Origin of the sequence: Thermosipho sp. 1070, assembly GCF_001682135.1 — a bacterium.
Classification (GTDB): domain Bacteria; phylum Thermotogota; class Thermotogae; order Thermotogales; family Fervidobacteriaceae; genus Thermosipho; species Thermosipho affectus.
Window position 1 is genome coordinate 757,270 of sequence record NZ_CP007121.1, and the last position, 14,514, is coordinate 771,783.

At 34.3% G+C, this 14,514-nt stretch carries 18 protein-coding genes and 5 tRNA genes; 15 read left to right on the plus strand and 8 right to left on the minus strand.

The window, feature by feature from the left end:
* The first annotated feature begins 46 nt into the window (after positions 1–46).
* Together clpX and tsaD are read left to right on the plus strand one after the other, a co-directional pair.
* Positions 47–1,270, plus strand: a complete 1,224-nt coding sequence (gene clpX / locus Y592_RS03695) for an ATP-dependent Clp protease ATP-binding subunit ClpX (RefSeq protein ID WP_075665687.1) — start codon at positions 47–49, stop codon at positions 1,268–1,270.
* Positions 1,271–2,248, plus strand: a complete 978-nt coding sequence (gene tsaD / locus Y592_RS03700; protein ID WP_075665688.1) for a tRNA (adenosine(37)-N6)-threonylcarbamoyltransferase complex transferase subunit TsaD — start codon at positions 1,271–1,273, stop codon at positions 2,246–2,248.
* Here tsaD and Y592_RS03705 read toward each other — a convergent pair.
* The 8 genes from Y592_RS03705 to Y592_RS03740 are packed head-to-tail and all read right to left on the minus strand — an operon-like array spanning position 2,238 to position 10,101.
* Positions 2,238–3,161 carry a CBS domain-containing protein gene (locus Y592_RS03705; protein ID WP_075665689.1) on the minus strand — a complete coding sequence of 308 codons (924 nt, stop codon included), beginning with the start codon at positions 3,159–3,161 and terminating at the stop codon, positions 2,238–2,240. The two genes, tsaD and Y592_RS03705, sit on opposite strands and share 11 nt — an antisense overlap.
* 43 nt (positions 3,162–3,204) lie before the next feature.
* Positions 3,205–4,056: a protease modulator HflC gene (hflC, locus tag Y592_RS03710; protein WP_075665690.1), complete on the minus strand. Its 852-nt coding sequence runs from the start codon at positions 4,054–4,056 to the stop codon at positions 3,205–3,207.
* Positions 4,053–4,982, minus strand: a complete 930-nt coding sequence (hflK, locus tag Y592_RS03715) for an FtsH protease activity modulator HflK (protein ID WP_088368863.1) — start codon at positions 4,980–4,982, stop codon at positions 4,053–4,055. The genes hflC and hflK overlap by 4 nt, the downstream gene beginning before the upstream one ends.
* A gap of 41 nt (positions 4,983–5,023) precedes the next feature.
* On the minus strand, positions 5,024–5,530 hold the full coding sequence (locus tag Y592_RS03720) for a rubrerythrin family protein (protein ID WP_075665692.1): 507 nt from the start codon (positions 5,528–5,530) through the stop codon (positions 5,024–5,026).
* A 26-nt stretch (positions 5,531–5,556) separates the two neighbouring features.
* Positions 5,557–7,542, minus strand: coding sequence for a glycine--tRNA ligase subunit beta (glyS, locus tag Y592_RS03725; RefSeq protein WP_075665693.1), 1,986 nt, complete (start codon positions 7,540–7,542; stop codon positions 5,557–5,559).
* Positions 7,542–8,393, minus strand: a complete 852-nt coding sequence (locus Y592_RS03730; RefSeq protein ID WP_075665694.1) for a glycine--tRNA ligase subunit alpha — start codon at positions 8,391–8,393, stop codon at positions 7,542–7,544. The genes glyS and Y592_RS03730 overlap by 1 nt, the downstream gene beginning before the upstream one ends.
* A 14-nt stretch (positions 8,394–8,407) precedes the next feature.
* Complete coding sequence (locus Y592_RS03735) at positions 8,408–9,037, minus strand: hypothetical protein (RefSeq protein WP_075665695.1); 630 nt, start codon at positions 9,035–9,037, stop codon at positions 8,408–8,410.
* On the minus strand, positions 9,037–10,101 hold the full coding sequence (locus Y592_RS03740; protein ID WP_075665696.1) for an FtsW/RodA/SpoVE family cell cycle protein: 1,065 nt from the start codon (positions 10,099–10,101) through the stop codon (positions 9,037–9,039). The genes Y592_RS03735 and Y592_RS03740 overlap by 1 nt, the downstream gene beginning before the upstream one ends.
* 98 nt (positions 10,102–10,199) lie before the next feature.
* Between Y592_RS03740 and Y592_RS03745 the strand changes: the two genes are divergently transcribed.
* From Y592_RS03745 to rplA, 13 genes are all read left to right on the plus strand, one after another.
* A tRNA-Cys gene (locus tag Y592_RS03745) sits at positions 10,200–10,276 on the plus strand.
* A gap of 9 nt (positions 10,277–10,285) precedes the next feature.
* Positions 10,286–10,361, plus strand: a tRNA-Met gene (locus tag Y592_RS03750).
* Positions 10,362–10,450: 89 nt separating this feature from the next.
* A complete protein-coding gene (gene rpsF, locus Y592_RS03755; protein ID WP_075665697.1) occupies positions 10,451–10,810 on the plus strand; it encodes a 30S ribosomal protein S6 in 360 nt (119 codons plus the stop codon).
* Positions 10,807–11,205, plus strand: coding sequence for a single-stranded DNA-binding protein (locus Y592_RS03760; protein WP_077287294.1), 399 nt, complete (start codon positions 10,807–10,809; stop codon positions 11,203–11,205). Before rpsF ends, Y592_RS03760 begins: the two co-directional genes overlap by 4 nt.
* A 25-nt stretch (positions 11,206–11,230) precedes the next feature.
* The gene (rpsR, locus tag Y592_RS03765) at positions 11,231–11,455 is read left to right on the plus strand and encodes a 30S ribosomal protein S18 (RefSeq protein WP_077198092.1); all 225 of its coding nucleotides are present in this window, start codon (positions 11,231–11,233) and stop codon (positions 11,453–11,455) included.
* Positions 11,456–11,494: 39 nt separating this feature from the next.
* Positions 11,495–11,570: transfer RNA gene (locus Y592_RS03770), tRNA-Thr, on the plus strand.
* Between the two features lie 9 nt (positions 11,571–11,579).
* Positions 11,580–11,666 (plus strand) — tRNA-Tyr (locus Y592_RS03775).
* A gap of 28 nt (positions 11,667–11,694) precedes the next feature.
* A complete protein-coding gene (gene rpmG / locus Y592_RS03780) occupies positions 11,695–11,844 on the plus strand; it encodes a 50S ribosomal protein L33 (RefSeq protein ID WP_075665700.1) in 150 nt (49 codons plus the stop codon).
* Between the two features lie 9 nt (positions 11,845–11,853).
* Positions 11,854–11,929 (plus strand) — tRNA-Trp (locus Y592_RS03785).
* Between the two features lie 22 nt (positions 11,930–11,951).
* The gene (secE, locus tag Y592_RS03790) at positions 11,952–12,140 is read left to right on the plus strand and encodes a preprotein translocase subunit SecE (protein WP_075665701.1); all 189 of its coding nucleotides are present in this window, start codon (positions 11,952–11,954) and stop codon (positions 12,138–12,140) included.
* A gap of 17 nt (positions 12,141–12,157) precedes the next feature.
* Positions 12,158–13,228 carry a transcription termination/antitermination protein NusG gene (nusG, locus tag Y592_RS03795; protein WP_075665702.1) on the plus strand — a complete coding sequence of 357 codons (1,071 nt, stop codon included), beginning with the start codon at positions 12,158–12,160 and terminating at the stop codon, positions 13,226–13,228.
* Between the two features lie 46 nt (positions 13,229–13,274).
* The gene (rplK, locus tag Y592_RS03800) at positions 13,275–13,700 is read left to right on the plus strand and encodes a 50S ribosomal protein L11 (RefSeq protein WP_075665703.1); all 426 of its coding nucleotides are present in this window, start codon (positions 13,275–13,277) and stop codon (positions 13,698–13,700) included.
* Between the two features lie 26 nt (positions 13,701–13,726).
* Positions 13,727–14,422 carry a 50S ribosomal protein L1 gene (gene rplA / locus Y592_RS03805; RefSeq protein ID WP_075665704.1) on the plus strand — a complete coding sequence of 232 codons (696 nt, stop codon included), beginning with the start codon at positions 13,727–13,729 and terminating at the stop codon, positions 14,420–14,422.
* Positions 14,423–14,514 lie beyond the last annotated feature (92 nt).

Below are 14,514 nucleotides of genomic sequence, written 5' to 3' on the forward strand. Positions count from 1 at the left end.
TTTTTTATGATAGAATTATGATGAATTATTTTAAGGAGGAAAAAATATGGCACAAAAATTTTGTTCCTTTTGTGGGAGATCTGCAGACAAGGTAGAAAAGCTAATAGCCGGACCCGGAAATGTATACATATGCAACGATTGTGTGGAAATCTTCCACGACATACTTTATGAAGAAAAACAAGCAATCCCTCAAAAGAGGGAAAGAGAAGAACTTCCAAAACCATCACAAATAAAAGCAGAACTTGATAAATACGTCATTGGTCAAGAAAGGGTTAAAAAAATACTTTCTGTTGCCGTATACAACCATTATAAGAGAGTTTTTTCAAACTTAGATTTTGACGATGTAGAAATAGAAAAATCAAACGTAATATTGATAGGCCCCACGGGAAGTGGAAAAACCTTAATTGCAAGAACACTTGCAAAGATACTTGATGTGCCCTTTGCAATAGCAGATGCTACTCCGCTTACTGAAGCAGGATACGTTGGTGAAGACGTGGAGAATGTTATCCTAAGGTTACTTGAAGTTACAAATTTCGATGTAGAACGCGCACAATACGGTATTATATACATAGACGAAATAGACAAAATTGCAAGGAAATCCCCAAACCCATCTATAACAAGAGATGTATCAGGAGAAGGGGTACAGCAGGCACTATTAAAGATCGTGGAAGGTACTATAGCCAACGTCCCACCACAAGGTGGCAGGAAACATCCGTATCAAGAATTCCTAAAAGTAGACACATCAAATATACTATTCATAGTAGGTGGAGCATTTGATGGGATTGAAGAAATTATAAAAAGGAGAATACAAAGCAGCGCTCTAGGTTTTAACGCTCCAATAAAAAGTAAAAAAGAAATGAAACTTGGTGAAATACTTTCACATATAACCCCTGAAGATTTAGTACAATATGGATTAATTCCAGAATTTGTTGGAAGATTCCCCGTTATTGGCACACTTGAAGACCTTTCAGAGAAGGAAATGGTAAAGATACTTACAGAACCTAAAAATGCCATTTTAAAACAATACAAAAAATTGTTCTTAATCGATAACGTTGAGCTTGAAGTTACCGAAGATGCGCTCTATGCTATTGCAAAAAGAGCAACAAATAGGGGAACAGGAGCACGTGCATTAAAGAGTGTATTTGAAGAGGTAATGATAGACGTAATGTTTGAATTACCTGATCTCAAAAACATAGAAAAGATTATAGTAAATGAAGCATGCGTTACAAAAAAGGAAAAACCAAAACTTATAGTCAAGGAGTCTGCATAAATGATTGTTTTGGGTATAGAAACTTCTTGCGATGAAACCTCAGTTGCTATATTAAAAGATGGAAAAATCCTAAGCAACATAGTATCCTCGCAAGTTGAAATACATAAAAAATTTGGTGGTGTTGTACCCGAAGTTGCGGCGCGACACCACCTTTCAAATTTACCGATCATCTTTAAAACGGCAATAAAAAAAGCAAATATTTCACTAAAAGATATAGACTTGATCGCAGTAACACAAGGCCCTGGACTAATTGGTGCATTACTCGTTGGGATATCTTTTGCAAAGGGTCTTGCTTTGAAATTAAACAAGCCTATATTCGGTGTTAACCATATTATTGGACACGTGTATGCAAATTACATTACATATCCAGAGCTCACCCCACCCTTTATAGTATTAATGGTATCGGGAGGTCATACTGAAATTTTGAAAGTAACAAAAGATAAAATAGAAGTTTTGGGAAAAACCTTGGATGACGCAGCAGGTGAAGCATTTGATAAAGTTGCAAGAATATTGGGTTTGGGATATCCCGGTGGTCCTGAGATTGAAAAGATAGCAAAATTTGGAAATGAAAACAAATTCAATTTCCCAAAACCTTTGTACAACTCCAAAGATTACAATTTCAGTTTTTCAGGACTTAAAACTTCCGTACTATACACTGTAAGAAAATTAGACGACATTCCAGTTGCTGATATTGCCGCCTCTTTCCAAAAGGTTGTAACGGAAATACTTTTGCACAAAACTTTTAAAGCCGCACAAGAAAAAGATATCCATACGGTAGTGCTTGCAGGTGGAGTTGCGGCAAACAAATACCTTAGAAAAAAAGCACAAGAAAAGGCACAAAAATTGGGGATAAACATACTTATACCACCACTTGACTTTTGTACGGATAATGCCGCAATGATAGCTATGGCGGGATATAAATTGTTTGATGGAAAATCAAATATTCACATAGATGCTATTCCAAATCTCAAGCTCTAAAAAAGATAATTTCAACAATTACACCTTTATCCTTTTCGGACAAAACTACCATTTTATCCGAATATCTTTTTATATTTGGAAGTCCCATACCAGCACCAAATCCAAGCTCTCTTACGTGATCAGGTGCCGTTGAAAATCCCTCTTTCATTGCAAGTTCTAAATTTTCTATACCTTTTCCCTTATCTTCTATCCTTACAACAATACTATCATCTTTAATAAAACAGTAAATTTCACCTGTACTTCCACTATGAATCACAACATTTGCCTCTGCTTCATACACACTTATTGCAATACGTCTTACAAGTTTTTCTTCTATTCCTTTTGAAAGAAGAAATTTTTTCAATTGCGCTGCACCTATTCCAATAGAATTAATGTCGTAATAATCTATTTTAAAATAAAAATCACTGTCATTTTTATTTATATTAACTCCTGTAATTAGTGATTTTTCCACATCTTCATCGAGGGCTTTTTTTCTTCTTTCATCGTGTAAATACAAAATACCCAATTTTAATGCAACCGCCTTCAAAATATCATTTTTCGTCACAATTCCCACTAACTTTCCAATTTTGTCTACAACTGGAAATCTACCATATCCGTATTTTTCAAATAATTCTATAACATCTCTTAAAGTATCATCCAAATTAACAGTAACAACTCTTTTGGTCATTTGCTCTTCAACAAGACTTTCAAGCTGATTTTTTTCAATACTCCTTATTATATCCTCAATACTGATAATCCCTATAACCTCTTTCTGGCTGTTTACAACTGGTACCCCTGATATCCTTTTTAATCTCAATATTTCCTTAACCTGTGCAATTGTCCTATTGGGTAAAACATAAATAACATCGCTATTCATAAATTCAACGACTTTCATATGTGAAAATATCGACTGCACCTTTTCCAATATATCCATACTTTACACCTCTTTAAAAGAATAATAGGGGAAACCTCCCCTATTATTTTACACCAAAAATGTACTTAAATATCTCCAAATTCTTTCCGAATATTATCGTTCCATCTTTAAAAATTTCATCGTATGCACTTAAGCTTCTCCATAAATCAAAAAATTTCGGATTTTTCTTGAACGCCAACGCATATATTTTCGTTGCACTGGCTTCTCCTGTACCTTTAATAATTTCCGCTTGACTCTTTGCTTGGGCTAAAATAACGGTAACCTTTTTATCCGCTTCTGCACGTATCTTTTGTGCCTCTTTTTGCCCCTCTGCTCTGATTTGCGCAGCTATACTATACCTTTCTGCTTTCATTCTTTCATACACCGACCTAACATTCTCAGTCGGAAGATCCGCATGCTTCACCCTAACATCAACAACTTCTATTCCAAAATCCTTTAAATCTTCTCTTGAAAGCAACGTAACTTCTTTCAAAAAATTTGCCCTCTTATCGGAAATAATCTCATCAAAAGTGTGCTTTGCAAAGACATTTCTTATGTGAGAATATACTATATCATCTATCCTTGATTCTGCTAGAAAAATTGTTTTCATGGTTTCAATAAATTTTTTGGCATCATTTATTTTCCACAAGGCATACGTATCTACAATAAGCGTTTTTTTATCCAGCGTTATTATCTTTTCAGGCTCTATATCGTACAACAATATCCTCTTTTCAAACTTTACCACATTATCCACAAACGGCATTTTAAAATGAACACCAGGTGTTGGATAAACCTTTAGAATCTGTCCAAACCTTAACACTACTGCCTGTTGTGTTTGATCTACAACAAACATGGAGAGGGATAAAAAGATCAAAGCAATCACTAATATTGAAATAAACGTAATTGACTTTTTCATTTTGTACCACCACCAATCAACTCGTTGACATCTAACAACTTCAACGCTCCACTGTCATCTAACACAAATACATTCTTCGTATTTGAAAATACCTCTTCTAACTTTTCAATTAACAATCTTTTCATTGTAATATCTGGTGCTATTTCGTATTCTTTTAAAACGCTTAAAAACCTATTTGTTTCACCTTCTGCTTCTAATATTTTTTCCTTTGCATAGGCTTCGGCCTTTCTTAGTATCTGTTCTGCTTCACCTTCTGCTTTAGGTACTATATCATTTGCATATCTATTTGCTTCGTTTATAAACCTTTCTTTATCCTGTTTGGCATTGTTAACATCGTCAAATGCCTCTACTACTTGATCGGGAGGAGCAACTTCTTGTAAATACACTTTGTTAATCAAAATTCCCGATTCGTATTCATCTAGAATTTTTTGTACTTCTTCTGCAGTTTCTATGGCAATTTTATCCCTTTCAACGGTTAGAACATCGTCAATATTCCTTACCGCGACCCTTTCCCTTAAAACAGATTCAGTAGTAAACCGCACTATATTCTTTCCATTAATTATGTTAAATGCAAACTTTACCGGGTCCTTTATCTTATACTGCACCGCAACTTCTACACTAATAATATTTCCATCACCTGTCAACATCAAAGATTCTTCGGGAATTGTTCTATAACTTACACCACTGCGCAATTCAATAGTTCTAAACCCTATTTCTTCCTTTCTTATTGTCTCTACATCAACAATAACATGAGACTGTATTGGATAAGGTAAATGATAATGCATACCTGGTCCCGTTGAATGTGTATATTTACCAAATGTCTTTATCAAAGCAACTTCAGAAGGCCCTACTTGATATACTCCTGTTCCCAAAAAGATTAAGATAATAACAATTAAAACTATCCATACGGTTATTTTCTTCCACATTTAACCACCTCCAAAATAATAAGGGGGATTCCCCCTTATTCTTAAAATTCCACAAATTTATCTTTAGGAGCACCACATACAGGACACTTTTCAGGTGCTTCATCTTCTACTGTATATCCACAGATTGGACATATATAAATCTTTTCTGCAGGATAATCTTCTCCTTTTTCAACTAACTCTTTGGCTTTCTTGTACATCTCTGCGTGTATTTTTTCCGCTTCAAGTGCATAATTTGTGCTTCTTACCGCTTCCTTTTCCTCTTGAAATTCCGCTGCATTTTTGTATACGGGATACATCTCCTCGATTTCAAAAGTCTCTCCATCAATACAGCTTTGTACATTTTCTTTCATATCATCGGAGAGTTTTTTTAATACCTTAAAGTGATTTTTGGCATGAACATACTCAGCATATGCAATAGCTTTAAAAAGTTTCGAAAGCTTTATTAACCCCTTCTTTTCCGCCTCTTCCGAAAAAATCAAGTATTTCATATGTGCCATGGATTCACCTGCAAAAGCAGCTTCTAAAAACTGTTTTGTCATATCTCTCATTATTTCACCTCCCACAACTCATTATATCATTTTTTCTCAATTAAATTCAAATCACCAAGTTTTAAGAACAGTTTATCAAGATTTTTTAAAAATGCTAATCTGTTCATACGTATATCATCCTGTTTAGTCATTACAAAGACGTTATCAAAATAATTGTCTATATATGTTCTAAATTCTATTAAATAAGAAAGCGCCGCTTTGAAATCTAATTTTTCCAATGATTCTAAAACTTTTGGCTTTACTTCGATATATTTGTTAAATAAATCTTTTTCCGCTTTATCGAGAAACTTTGTACTATCAAAATCGAATGAATTGTGTTTTTTGGATATATTGTGAACTCTCTCAAACCCCGTAAGAAGTGTTTTAAATTCTTCTTTATCCACAATGTTCATTAACGCATCAGCAATTAATCTTCCCCTAAGCGGTCTTTTCCAGAATTTTTTTACAGCTCTTGCAATATCATACCTTGCGGATGTGTTAAATAATTCGTATCTTGTTTCAAAAAATTCAAATAATTCTTTCGGGATTTCTTTTTCAAATAACGAAGAAGAAAATTTTATAAGTTCTTCTAAATCTATATCCCAAGAAAAATGTACAGCAATATCAAATATCGTATCCACCTTTTTTCTCAATCCAAAAGGATCCTTTGATCCAGAGGGAATATTACCCACTATGAAATTTCCCACAATTGTATCTAACCTATCCGCTATGGCAACTATTGCGCCTGAAACATTTTTTGGAACATCTTTGTAATGTTCTTCTATTCCCAATGCCACATTGTAATCTTCTCCATCTTTTAGCGCATATATTCTTCCCATTACACCTTGCAATTCAGGAAATTCGTATACCACATTAGATGCAATATCTGCTTTACATAAATAAGCTGTTCTTAAAACCCTCTTTTTATCTGAAAAATCTATTTTTAAATCATCTGATAATTTCTCCGAAATTTTTTGAATTCTTTCAACTTTATCCATTAGAGTTCCAAGTGATTTTTGAAAAACTATATCTTTCAAACTCTCATTAAACTTCTCAAGGGGTTTTTTTAAATCTTTTTGGTAATAATACCTTGCATCTTCTAATCTCGCATTGACAACCTTTTCATACCCTTTTCTTATTAACTCTATTTTACCATTTGGTGAATCAATAAAAGAAAGGAACTTATTTGTAATTTTGTCATTCTCATATACAGTAAACGATCTTTGATGATGCTTTATTGTAGTTGTGATTAGCTCTTCAGGAAGTGAAAGATATTTCTCCAAAAATCTTCCCTCAAGTAAAATGGGATATTCCGTTAAAGTTACTACTTCATTTATTAAATCATCATCTAGGCTTGACTTGTATTTTTTCAAACTTTCAAGAACTTTCTCCTTTCGTTCCGTATGCAATGCTATTACTTTTAATTCCCTTAACTTTTCAAGATAATCTTCCACTCCTTTTATTTCCACAATGTTATTTTCTACAAACCTATGTCCATACGTTCTATTGGATGCTTTTATTCCAAACAATTCAAATTCCAAAACATCTCCATTGTAAACGGATAAAACCCAATGCGGAACTCTAACAAAGGAAAATCTTCCGTCCCCCCATCTCATCGGCTTTTTAAAACTAAGGCTGTAAATAATTCCAGGGATTTTTTCCTTTAACAATTCTCTTGCGCTTTTTCCCTCAATTTTCTTTGATATAAATACGTAGTTATCTTTAATCTTTATATCCTCAATACTTGCATTATTTGATTTTAAAAAACCATTTAACGCCTTTGTAGGATTGTTGTTTTCGTCAAAAGCTATATTTTTTGAAGGTCCTCTTCTTTCAATTATCTTATCCTTTTGTTTTTCGTCCACTTTTAAGACAAAAAAACCAAACCTTCTTGGAGCATAAAAAACTGTTAAACCTTCGTAATTTAACCCTTCGCTTTCAAAAAAATCCTTAACCTTTTGATAAAGTTGTATCAAAATGTTATTTACCTCTGTTGTAGGAAGTTCCTCGAGACCTATTTCAAATATATACATTACTCCTCACCTTCCTCGTACTCTATAAATCTTTTTGCACACAATGTCGCCATATTTCTAATATCCCTTATGTAATTTTGCCTCTGTGCAACACTAATTACATTTCTAGCATCAAGTAAATTAAATGTATGCGAACACTTGATCAATTGTTCATAAGCAGGTAAAAAGAGATTATCTTCTATTAAAGCTTCAAATTCTTTTCTGTATATTTCATATAACTTGAACAATTTCTCTACATCTGCTTTTTCAAAATTGTACACGGAAAATTGTCTTTCATTTTCCAAAAATAGTTCACCGTATTTTACATCTTTATTCCACATTACATCATAGACATTATTCACACCTTGTAGATACATAGCTATTCTCTCAATCCCATACGTTATCTCAAGTGGTATTTTTCTTAAAGAAATTCCACCTACTTGTTGAAAATAGGTAAATTGGGTAATTTCCATACCATCTAACCAAACTTCCCAACCTATTCCCCACGCTCCAAGTGTAGGAGATTCCCAATTGTCTTCTACAAACCTGATATCATGATCTTTTGGATTTATTCCAATACTTTCAAGAGATTTTAAATATATCTCCTGTGAATCTTCGGGATTTGGTTTTAATATAACTTGGTATTGCAAAAATCTTTGCATTCTGTTAGGGTTTTCCCCATACCTTCCATCTGTAGGTCTTCTACTTGGCTGAACAAATGCCACCTTCCAGTCTCTTTTTCTCAAAACTCCAAAAAAAGTTGAAGGGTGAAACGTACCTGCACCCATTTCCATATCGTACGGAAGGTCTATAAAACAACCTTGATTAGCCCAAAATTCATCTAATCTCCTTATTATATCCTGCAAATACACCTTTTCATCCTCCCTTATCTACCTGGAACGTATAGATTATACGTCTTTTTTAAATTACTAACAGTCATATCGGTAATGTGCACCACTTTTGTAGGATGGTAAGAAGATCCTACTCCATAGAATAAAAGGTATACCTTTCCCGCTTTTCCCACAACTATATCCACATCGGGTGTTACTACAATATCGTAATCTGTCTTTATTCTAGGTTCTTTAAAATAATAAAATTTGTATTTTGAAAGACCTGGTAAAAGTTCTCTTGAAAAATACGTCTTTTTGCCTCTTTTAACGGTAAACCAACTAGATTCCTGACCAACCACAAAGACCATAAAGTAACCTGTTCCCGGTTCATCGTAAATATTGTTTAAAACTTGCTCTAGGTCTGCGCCAAAATTTCTTAAGTAATTAACCGAAAGAATGTATTTATCAACTATGGAATTGGGGCCTAATTTTGACTCCAAATCCTTTATCTTTACTTCATAACTTTCAAGTTTTTTGTTTACGTAATTTTTCAGCGCATTATAGTCATTTAATATTTTCCTGTATCTAAAAAAATTACCAAATGCAAAAAACACAGTTATTACAAAAATCAAAACAATAGATAGCACAATCAAAAAAGGCCAAATTGATTCTTTTTTTCTCCTCATCAAACCACCTTCCTGCTTTTATCTACAAGCGCCAGTGCCTTTAGCAAAAAACCCACCATTAATCCAAAAATAAACGTAGATGTCCCACCATAACTGATAAAAGGTAAAGGGATACCTGTAACTGGCATTATACCTATGTTCATACCGATATTTTCAAATACGTGAAAAACAAAAACAGCGAGAATCCCAACAGAAACTAATTTCCAATAATCATCTTTATAGTATTTCATTTTTGAAAAAACCCTTAAGACTATTAAAATATACACACTTAATAATATTATACTTCCCAAAAAACCAAACTGCTCTCCTATTGCGGAAAATATAAAATCCGTTTCCATTTTTGGCACATAATATCCTTTAACAGCTGGTGAAATTAGATATCCATTTCCAAATAATCCACCAGACCCTATCGCACTCCTTGACATTATAACGTTGTATGCCGCACCTTTTGCGTATTTTTCAGGATTTAAAAATGATAAAATCCTGTTTCTCTGATAATCTTTCAAGAAAAAAAAGTATACAATAGGTATCATAGTAAAACCCGTTCCTATAAGTGGTAATATTATCTTTAAAGATACTCCTGAAAAATACAACAATATAAACCAAATAAACAAGTGCAAAATCGTCATTCCCAAATCAGGTTCCTTTAAGATAAGAAAAACGGGAATTAATGTAGCTACAATAGAAATAAATATACTTTTTACATCTCTTTTTAAAAAGATATAACTTAATAAAAGTATCAAAGTAAGTTTTGAAAGTTCAGATGGTTGAAAAGAAACTCCAAAAATTCTAAACCATCTAATTGAACCATATATTCTTGTTCCAAAAAATAACACAGCTAAAAGTAAAATAGTTGATAAAAAATAAAGCAAAAATATCATTTTACGTAAAAAATTCTCTTTTAAAAAATATACAGATATAGCGCCAAATGCAGCTAAAAAATCCCAAATAAGCTGTTTTAAAAAAAGTGTCTTTGAAACACTATACAGGTTTAAAAGACCAAAAATCATTAAAATTACCATGAAAAGAAACACTACTAAATCAAAATTTTTATTTTCTTTCACCACACATCACCCAAAAAATTATATCACAAAATTTAAACTAATTAGTTAAAAAAAGTTATTGACATCAAGAACATATTATGTTAAAATGTGACTTGCGAGGCGACGTGGCCAAGCGGTCTAAGGCGGGGGTCTGCAAAATCCCTATTCGTGGGTTCAAATCCCACCGTCGCCTCCAAAAGGAAGTGGGCTCGTAGCTCAGTTGGCAGAGCGTCCGGCTCATAACCGGATGGTCGGGGGTTCGATTCCTCCCGAGCCCACCAGAAAGGGAGCTTAAGCTCCCTTTATTTCTGAAGTCCCGTTCCGCAAGGAATTTGCGGGACCTTAATAGTCCGAGGGAGGAGGTGTAAAAATGAGGATTTACGAAACAATGTTTATTGTAAAACCAGATATTGCAGAAGAAGAACGCGAAAATATTGCAAACGGTGTTGTAGAGTTTTTAAAAGAAAAACTCGGCGCGCAAGTTGACAACGTAGACAGATGGGGTATAAGGAAAACAGCATATCCACTTAAAAAGTATAACGAAGCAGATTATACCGTGGTTTATTTCAGAGGAGAGGGATTAGAACTTACGAGTCTTGAATCTTATTTCAAGGTAAGACCTGAATTTTTAAGATGGCAAACATTCAGAAGAATAGACCTTGAAAAAAAAGAGCGTAAGCAATCAAAGAAAGTAGAGGTGTCTGAGAATCCTGAGAAGGTGGAAGAGTGAATTATAACAAGGTCGTCCTTGTTGGGCGGCTAACTAGGGATCCTGAAGCAAGACAAACGACAAATGGTACCTTGGTTGTTAATTTCACGCTTGCGGTAAATAGAGGAATAAGAAACGATGATGTAGACTTTATAAGAATCGTTACGTTTAATAAATTAGCAGAGTTTGCACAAAATTATTTAACAAAAGGAAGATTAGTACTTGTCGAAGGGAAATTAAGGATAAATAGATGGCAAACAAGTGATGGACAAAATAGAAGTACACCTGAAATTTGGGCTGATCAGGTTGTTTTTATGGAAAAGAAAAGTGACGTTATCAACGAAAGCACAGATGAAAGTGTAGTAGAATACGATGAATTATTCGATGAAAACGATAATGACGAACCACCGTTTTGATCTTTGAAAAAAGGAGGTAATACGTATGAAATATAGAAGGAAAAAGAGAGTAAAAGTATGTAAGCTTTGTCAGGCAAAAGTTGAATACGTTGATTACAAAGATACAAAACTTTTAAGGGAATTTCTAACTGAAAAGGAAAAGATAGTTCCAAGAAGACTTACTGGAAATTGTGCAAAACACCAAAGAATGGTTAAAACGGCAATTAAAAGGGCAAGACATATGGCACTCCTACCATACGTAAAGTATTGACAAGTTCTTTGAAATAAGATATAATATTACTCGCGGCGAGCCAGCGTAGCTCAACCGGTAGAGCGATTGATTTGTAATCAATAGGTTGAGGGTTCAAGTCCCTCCGCTGGCTCCAAATATGGGTGGTGAGGTGCCCGAGTGGCCAAAGGGGGCGGACTGTAAATCCGCTGGCAGAATGCCTTCGAAGGTTCGAATCCTTCCCTCACCACCAGATTTTTTTAGTAGGAGGGAAAGGAAAAATGAGAATACAAGTTGCTTTGAAATGTAAAGAATGTGGAAATAAAAATTATTACACGACTCGCGAAAAAAACAGAAAAGAAAAACTCTCTCTTAGAAAATATTGCCCAAAATGTAACAAACACACCCAACATATCGAGACAAAAGCTTAATCCACACGCAGGGGCGTAGCTCAACTGGCAGAGCACCGGTCTCCAAAATCGGGTGTTGCGGGTTCAAGTCCTGCCGCCCCTGCCAATTTTTTTATGGGGGAGATAGCATGGAAAAACTTAGAAAATTTTTTAGAGAAGTTAAAGCAGAAATAAAAAAGACACATTGGCCAAATAAAAAAGAGTTATGGGGAGCAACAGGCGTTGTTCTAATTATTCTTTTGGTAACCGGTGTCTATTTCTTTGCACTTGATTTGATATTCTCAGGTGCATTAAGCGCCCTCTTTAAGCTTTTCTAAATTTTGAGGTGGTATAAATGAAAAAAAGATGGTATATTTTACAAACCTTGGCAGGATACGAAACATCTGCCAAAGAAAATTTGGAAGCAAAGGTAAAGGCTCAAGGACTTGAGCACGTTGTTTCTTGTGTGCTTTTACCAGAAGAAGTAGTTATCGATGCCTCGGCTAAATCAGTCGAAAGGCATATTATATCTTTAAATGCGAAAATTTTTGTATCAAATGGTGATCTTGTAAAAAAAGGAGATGTACTTGCGGAAGAACCTTCTGTTAGAGCAAGAAGAGATGGAATTGTATCTGATGTAAGAAATGCAAAAAAGATAGTTATTGAAACTTTAGACAAAAAATTCACTAAAACATATGTCATTCCTCAAAAGAATAAACCTATTACTGGATTAAAAGTCGGTGGTATGGTGAGACAAGGAATGCCCCTTTCTTCTGATGGGGAAATAATATGTGAAATCGATGGAAAAATTATTCAAACCGAAAATATGAAAAGAATCGTTGTTAGAAATTCCGTAAGTGAAGTAGATATTTATGTTGTTCCCATAGACACTTTTAATTCCGATGTTGTAAAAAAAGGGGTTCATATAAAAGCAGGACAAATAATAGCAGAACCAAAAAAGATTATGGCAAAGAGCTCCGGAAGAATTGAGATAACAGATTATCCAACGAAAAAGGAAATTAGAGTTCAAAAAGTAAAGGTTAAAAAATTGTTTCCAGGTTATATCTTTGTAGAGATGATTATGAACGATGAATTTTGGGATTTTGTTAGAACGGTCCCTGGAATAATTGATTTTGTTTCTTCTGGTGGAAGACCTCTTCCTTTAAGTGATAAAGAAGCTCAAATATTACTAAGAATCGCCGGTATAGAAGAAACACCGAAAGAAGAAAAGGCAAAAGAAGTAAAAATCGAATTTGATTTTGAAATTGGTGATTCCGTTAAAATTATCTCAGGTCCATTTGAAGGTTTTGTAGGAACTGTAAAGGAAATTAACCCAGAACACAATGAATTAAAAGTTACAGTTACCATATTTGGAAGAGAGACCCCTGTAACTGTTCATACTAGCGAAGTAGAAAAAGTTGTTTAAGTCAGTGGGAGGGTTTACCCTATAACCACAAAAAGGAGGTTGTATTATGGCAAAAAAAGTAGTTGCGCAAGTCAGGTTGCAACTTGAAGCTGGAAAAGCTACTCCGGCACCCCCAGTAGGACCTGCACTTGGTCAGCGTGGTGTTAACTTGATGGAATTTTGTAAAAAGTTCAATGCAGCCACAGCTGACAAAGCAGGAATGATTATTCCGGTTATTATTACAGTATACGAAGACAGATCATTTACATTTATAACAAAAACACCACCAGCTTCTTTCTTACTTAAGAAAGCGGCAAAGTTAAATTCTGGATCCCAAGAACCAAAGAGAAAGATTGTCGGAAAGGTTACAAGGGATCAAATTAGAGAAATAGCCGAAATTAAGAAGGAAGATTTAAACGCAAATGACATTGAAGCGGCTATGAAAATAATTGAAGGAACAGCAAAAAGTATGGGAATTGAGGTAGTAGACTAATAAATATTTAGGAAGGAGGAGGCAAAATGCCGAAGCACTCCAAGAGGTATAATGAAATCAAAAAGTTAGTTGATAGGTCAAAAGAGTACGATTTAAATGAAGCAGTAGAGCTTGCTAAAAAGGTTGCTACAGCAAAATTCGATGAAACAGTAGAACTTCACATTAAAACAAACATAGACTACAGAAAGTCAGATCAACAAATTAGAAGCACCATTTCCCTACCACATGGTACAGGAAAAGAAGTAAAAGTACTTGTATTTGCTAAAGGTGACAAGGCAGAAGAAGCAAAAGAAGCCGGTGCAGACTATGTCGGTGCAGAAGATTTGGTAGAAAAGATCCAAAAGGAAGGATTTTTAGATTTCGATGTTGCAATAGCTACTCCAGATATGATGAGGGTAATAGGAAAATTGGGTAAAATCCTTGGTCCAAGAGGATTAATGCCAAATCCAAAAGCAGGGACTGTAACAAATGATGTAGCTTCCGCTGTAAAGGAGTTTAAAAAGGGTAGAATGGAAATTAGAACAGATAAAACTGGAAACCTACACATACCAGTAGGAAAAGCATCATTTGATAATGCAAAATTAACGGAAAACATAAAATCTGCATACGAACAAGTGTTAAACTTAAAGCCCGCTGCTGTAAAAGGTACATTTATAAAAAAAGTAGTACTTTCAACAACAATGGGACCTGGTATAAAGGTAGATCCTACGACATTACAATAGAAAACTTTTACGTCAAACATAAAAAAACACCCCCGAATTGGCAAAATAAAACCAATAAAGGGGTGTTTTTCTTTTTATGCAAAAAAATAATA

Coding starts and splice junctions, on each gene's coding strand:
- clpX (WP_075665687.1), top strand. CDS start 47: ATGGCACAAAAATTTTGTTCCTTTTGTGGGAGATCTGCAGACAAGGTA.
- tsaD (WP_075665688.1), top strand. CDS start 1,271: ATGATTGTTTTGGGTATAGAAACTTCTTGCGATGAAACCTCAGTTGCT.
- Y592_RS03705 (WP_075665689.1), bottom strand. CDS start 3,161: ATGGATATATTGGAAAAGGTGCAGTCGATATTTTCACATATGAAAGTC.
- hflC (WP_075665690.1), bottom strand. CDS start 4,056: ATGAAAAAGTCAATTACGTTTATTTCAATATTAGTGATTGCTTTGATC.
- hflK (WP_088368863.1), bottom strand. CDS start 4,982: ATGTGGAAGAAAATAACCGTATGGATAGTTTTAATTGTTATTATCTTA.
- Y592_RS03720 (WP_075665692.1), bottom strand. CDS start 5,530: ATGAGAGATATGACAAAACAGTTTTTAGAAGCTGCTTTTGCAGGTGAA.
- glyS (WP_075665693.1), bottom strand. CDS start 7,542: ATGTATATATTTGAAATAGGTCTCGAGGAACTTCCTACAACAGAGGTA.
- Y592_RS03735 (WP_075665695.1), bottom strand. CDS start 9,037: ATGAGGAGAAAAAAAGAATCAATTTGGCCTTTTTTGATTGTGCTATCT.
- rpsF (WP_075665697.1), top strand. CDS start 10,451: ATGAGGATTTACGAAACAATGTTTATTGTAAAACCAGATATTGCAGAA.
- rpsR (WP_077198092.1), top strand. CDS start 11,231: ATGAAATATAGAAGGAAAAAGAGAGTAAAAGTATGTAAGCTTTGTCAG.
- rpmG (WP_075665700.1), top strand. CDS start 11,695: ATGAGAATACAAGTTGCTTTGAAATGTAAAGAATGTGGAAATAAAAAT.
- secE (WP_075665701.1), top strand. CDS start 11,952: ATGGAAAAACTTAGAAAATTTTTTAGAGAAGTTAAAGCAGAAATAAAA.
- nusG (WP_075665702.1), top strand. CDS start 12,158: ATGAAAAAAAGATGGTATATTTTACAAACCTTGGCAGGATACGAAACA.
- rplK (WP_075665703.1), top strand. CDS start 13,275: ATGGCAAAAAAAGTAGTTGCGCAAGTCAGGTTGCAACTTGAAGCTGGA.
- rplA (WP_075665704.1), top strand. CDS start 13,727: ATGCCGAAGCACTCCAAGAGGTATAATGAAATCAAAAAGTTAGTTGAT.